This is a genomic window from Candidatus Paceibacterota bacterium, from assembly GCA_028714635.1.
Classification (GTDB): Bacteria; Patescibacteriota; Minisyncoccia; order Phycocordibacterales; family JAQTLZ01; genus JAQTLZ01.
Window position 1 is genome coordinate 1 of record JAQTLZ010000016.1, and the last position, 4,128, is coordinate 4,128.

The window sequence follows — 4,128 nt, forward strand, 5'->3', positions numbered from 1 at the left end:
GCCAGTGAACTCGGAGAGAGATATGCTAGCGCGTATTTCGATACTATTTTTTGCTCTGATTTGGAAAGGTCATATAAAACCGCGGAAATCGCTTTTCGAGGGAGGAATTTTCCAATTATAAAAGATCCTCGTTTAAGAGAGTGTGATTATGGAGATATGGAAGGAGTTTCGAGAGAAATTATCAAACAAGAAAGGGTAAGGCGAATTAAAACAGCGTTTCCGAATGGGGAGAGCTATGAAGACACCTCCCACAGGATGAAAGAATTTTTGCGCGATTTATCTAAAAATTATGAGGGCAAGAAGGTTATGATAATTGGACATCGAGCTACGCAATACGGCCTGGAACACTGGATAAATAGAATTCCTCTTGAAGAAGTTGTCACAGCGCCTTGGAAATGGCAACCGGGATGGACATATGTGATGAAAGATTTAAATTAGTTTTATGCTGACCGAAAAAGAAATCGATGTATTGGCAAAAAAGCTTTGGGATTACCATTTTTTAAACCAGCCTCTTCATAAGGCCGATGCGATTTTTTGCTTGAGCAGTAATGATTTGCGTCTTGCCGAGTGGTCAGCAAAGCTTTTTTTGGATGGATATGCTCCGCTTATCATTTTCTCCGGAGGAATTTCCCATATCGGCGATCTTTTGGAAGCGAAATGGAAGTGTACTGACGCAGAGATTTTTGGCGAAACAGCTGTGAAACTGGGTGTTCCGAGAGACAAAATACTTCTTGAACCGGAAGCCACAAATACTGGAGAAAACATCCTATTTACAAAAAAACTTCTGGAGGAAAAAGGAATTCATCCTGGGGATTTTATTCTTGTCCAAAAGCCTCATATGCAAAGACGAGTGTATGCGACTTTTAAAAAACTTTGGCCGGAAAAGGATTTTGTCATTAGCTCTCCCTCATTTTCTTTCAAGAAATTTCCCAATAAAGATATCTCCAAAGAAGATACTATTCACCTTATGGTGGGAGATTTAGAGCGCATCAAAGAATACCCGAAAAAAGGATTTGCGATAGAACAGGAGATACCCAAAGATGTATGGGGCGCCTATGAAGCATTAATAAAAGCTGGATATACAAAACATCTCATAAAATCCTAATGGAGATATCCGCAATTTATAAAAAATATAAAATAATACCGTTTCTCCAGATTCATATGTATCGGGTTGCGGGTGTGGCTTTGTATATCTGTCAAAATTTGAAAGAAAAAATTCCGACTGGAAATGTTATCTCCGCGTGTCTCCTCCACGATATGGGAAATATTTTGAAGTTTGATTTTACGATTTTCCCCGAAGTGTTTGAGCCGGAGGGGATTTCGTATTGGCAGAAAGTGAAAACAGAATTTTCACAAAAATATGGTGAAGATGAACATACTGCCACGCTTGCCATTGCAAAAGAGATTGGGGTCAGCCAGAAAACCTATGAGTATCTTCTGTCAATTGGATTTTCTAAGATTGCTCAAACCTTCGCTTCATCTGATTTGGGAAAGTATATCCCAACCTATGCCGATATGCGGGTCTCTCCGCACGGCGTAGTTTCTATCGAAGAGCGTCTTGCCGAAGGCCACAAGCGATATGCAAATAGCAAACGCCCGTTTGTCGGGAAGGAGTTCTTCGAGGAAAATAAAGCTCGTCTGTATGAGATGGAAAAAGATATTTTTTCAAAGACGACCATTGCGCCCGAATCAATTACGCCTGAAGCCATATATCCGCTTTTGGGTGATCTGAAGAATTTTAATATCGTGTAGTTTGTCCCCTAGGGTTAATTTTGCTATCCTGTAGCTATGCATTCATCACAAAAAACAACAGTCATTGTCATTATCGCGATGGTTATTATCGTCGCCGGCCTTATCGGAGTTTCCGTTTACTATTCAAAACAGCCGGGGCAACATGACGCGTTTGCGCAATGTCTTACTCAAAAAGGCGCGACTTTCTACGGAGCATTCTGGTGCCCTCATTGCCAAGCAACGAAAGCTCTTATTGGTAAGAGTATGAAATATGTCAATTATGTGGAGTGCTCGACTCCGGATGGAAATGCTCAAACACAAATTTGCATAGACAAAAAAATAGAGACGTATCCAACGTGGGAATTTGCTGACGGGACAAGACAGACAGGGGAACTCACCCTTCAGGAGCTTTCAGATAAAACAAGCTGTCCGCTTAATTAATTGTTATGACCTTCTCCGATTTTTTGACATTCGTCTTTTCGGTTCTGACCATTGTTGGAATTGCGCTTGTCATTGTCCTTCTCATCTTTCTTTTTGCGAAGAAAACTCGGGGGACTAAAATGTTCGCCCATCTTGACCGCTACGCTCATCATCACGTTTTCGGAGTGGTGTTTTTGGCGGTCTTCGGAAGCCTTCTCTATTCAAATGTTATCGGTTTCGATCCTTGCACGCTCTGTTGGATCCAGCGCATCTTTATGTACCCGATGCTTGTGCTTCTCATCATCGCATTCGTAAGAGACGAGACAAAACTGATGCGCCCATACCTTCTCTGGCTTTCTGGACTCGGTGGGGCGGTCGCCATCTACCAATATCTATTACAATTTGGAATTGTTCCGAGCGTTGTCTGTAGCGCCACGGCAGTTTCCTGCGCGAAACTGTACGTCCTCGGTTTTGGCTTTGTGACGATTCCGCTTATGTCGCTTACGGTGTTTGCCCTCATTTTTCTCGCTCTCCTGTTACAGAAGAAGTAATACATTCCAATGCGCGCGCTTTTGCAAGAAAGAAAGTTTCTCCTTCTTATGCCTTTTCTTGTGTCGGCGCTCCTTTTTATCGCGGGAGGATTTTATATATACGGAAATCTTTCCGTTGCCCGTGCCATTCTGGGGGCGATGCTTTTGATCTTCTCGATACCTCTTTGGATCGATATTGTTTCGGACTTATTCAAAAAGAAATGGGGAGTTGACCTTATCGCCGGGGTCGCGCTTCTCTCCTCGCTTCTTTTCGGCGAGTATTTGGCTGGTTCCGTGATTCTCCTTATGCTCTCCGGAGGAGAAGCGCTTGAGTTTTACGCGATGCGAAGAGCCCGCAAGGAGCTTTCCGGATTGCTGTCCAGAATGCCACAGGTGGTGCACCGCGAGGAAGGGGCGGTCTTGAAAGATGTTCCAATCGAGTCGGTTGTTGTCGGCGACGTGGTAATTGTAAAGACGAAAGAAATTATTCCTATTGACGGCTCTGTCCTTGAGGGAATTTCTTCGGTAGATGAGTCCGCTCTGACTGGAGAGAGTCTGCCGGTTGAAAAAGTTCCCGGAAGCATGGTGCTTTCCGGAACCCAAAATCAGGATGGGCTTTTGAAAATAAAAGTGTTGGTTCCGGCATCGCAAAGCCGTTTTGAACAGATAAAAAAACTTTTAAGCGAAGCGGAAAGCCTACGCTCTCCGATTGTGAGGCTTGCCGATCGGATGAGTGTTTATTTTACGCTTGTGACATTTATCCTCGGGGTTTTGGCATGGTTTCTCTCCGGTGATCCTATCCGGGTGCTTGCCGTGCTTGTTGTAGCAACGCCCTGTCCTCTCATTTTGGCAACACCTATCGCTCTTATTTCCGGAATGAGTCGCTCCGCAAAACGCGGGGTCATCGTAAAAAGCGGGAGTGCGATAGAGATGTTATCTCGAGCCCGTTCTTTTGTTTTTGATAAGACGGGAACAATCACACTCGGTACTCCTCGGGTCTTGGATTACATCCCGTTTGGCGGTTTTTCCAAAACGGAACTGCTTCGTGTCGGAGGAGGGCTTGAGCTTCTTTCGAGTCACATCCTCGCCCGCGCTATCGTTTCATATCTTCGAGAGAAGAAAATTGACATTGAGCGTCCGAAAGAATTTCACGAATTCCTTGGCGGAGGCGTTTCGGGCATATTGGACGGGAAGAAATATTTTTTCGGCACGCTCTCGTTTCTCAAAAAGAATGCTGTTTCGGTTTCAGAAGAGGTTAGGGAGAGCGAATCGAAAGCGCGTGAACGCAATACTATCACGGCATTTCTCGGGGGGGAGAATGGAGTGCTTGGTATGTTCGTTTTTGCAGACGAGCTTCGGGGCGAGTCGCGAGCGCTTTTTCAAGAGATACGAAAAGATGGTCTTGAACGAATCGTTATTTTGACGGGGGATAAGTATCCAATTGCAG

Annotated in this window: 6 protein-coding genes; all 6 read left to right on the top strand. The window is 44.4% G+C overall.

What is annotated here, in order from left to right; all coding sequences use genetic code 11:
* On the top strand, positions 1-438 hold a 438-nt coding region (locus tag PHS53_05125), incomplete at its 5' end, for a histidine phosphatase family protein (protein MDD5357493.1).
* Between the two features lie 4 nt (positions 439-442).
* Positions 443-1,105, top strand: a complete 663-nt coding sequence (locus tag PHS53_05130; protein ID MDD5357494.1) for a YdcF family protein — start codon at positions 443-445, stop codon at positions 1,103-1,105.
* On the top strand, positions 1,105-1,752 hold the full coding sequence (locus PHS53_05135; GenBank protein ID MDD5357495.1) for an HD domain-containing protein: 648 nt from the start codon (positions 1,105-1,107) through the stop codon (positions 1,750-1,752). Before PHS53_05130 ends, PHS53_05135 begins: the two co-directional genes overlap by 1 nt.
* A 36-nt stretch (positions 1,753-1,788) precedes the next feature.
* On the top strand, positions 1,789-2,172 hold the full coding sequence (locus tag PHS53_05140; protein ID MDD5357496.1) for a thioredoxin domain-containing protein: 384 nt from the start codon (positions 1,789-1,791) through the stop codon (positions 2,170-2,172).
* A gap of 5 nt (positions 2,173-2,177) precedes the next feature.
* Complete coding sequence (locus tag PHS53_05145) at positions 2,178-2,702, top strand: disulfide bond formation protein B (protein MDD5357497.1); 525 nt, start codon at positions 2,178-2,180, stop codon at positions 2,700-2,702.
* 9 nt (positions 2,703-2,711) lie between these two features.
* The coding region (locus PHS53_05150; protein ID MDD5357498.1) for a heavy metal translocating P-type ATPase at positions 2,712-4,128 on the top strand (1,417 nt) is incomplete at its 3' end.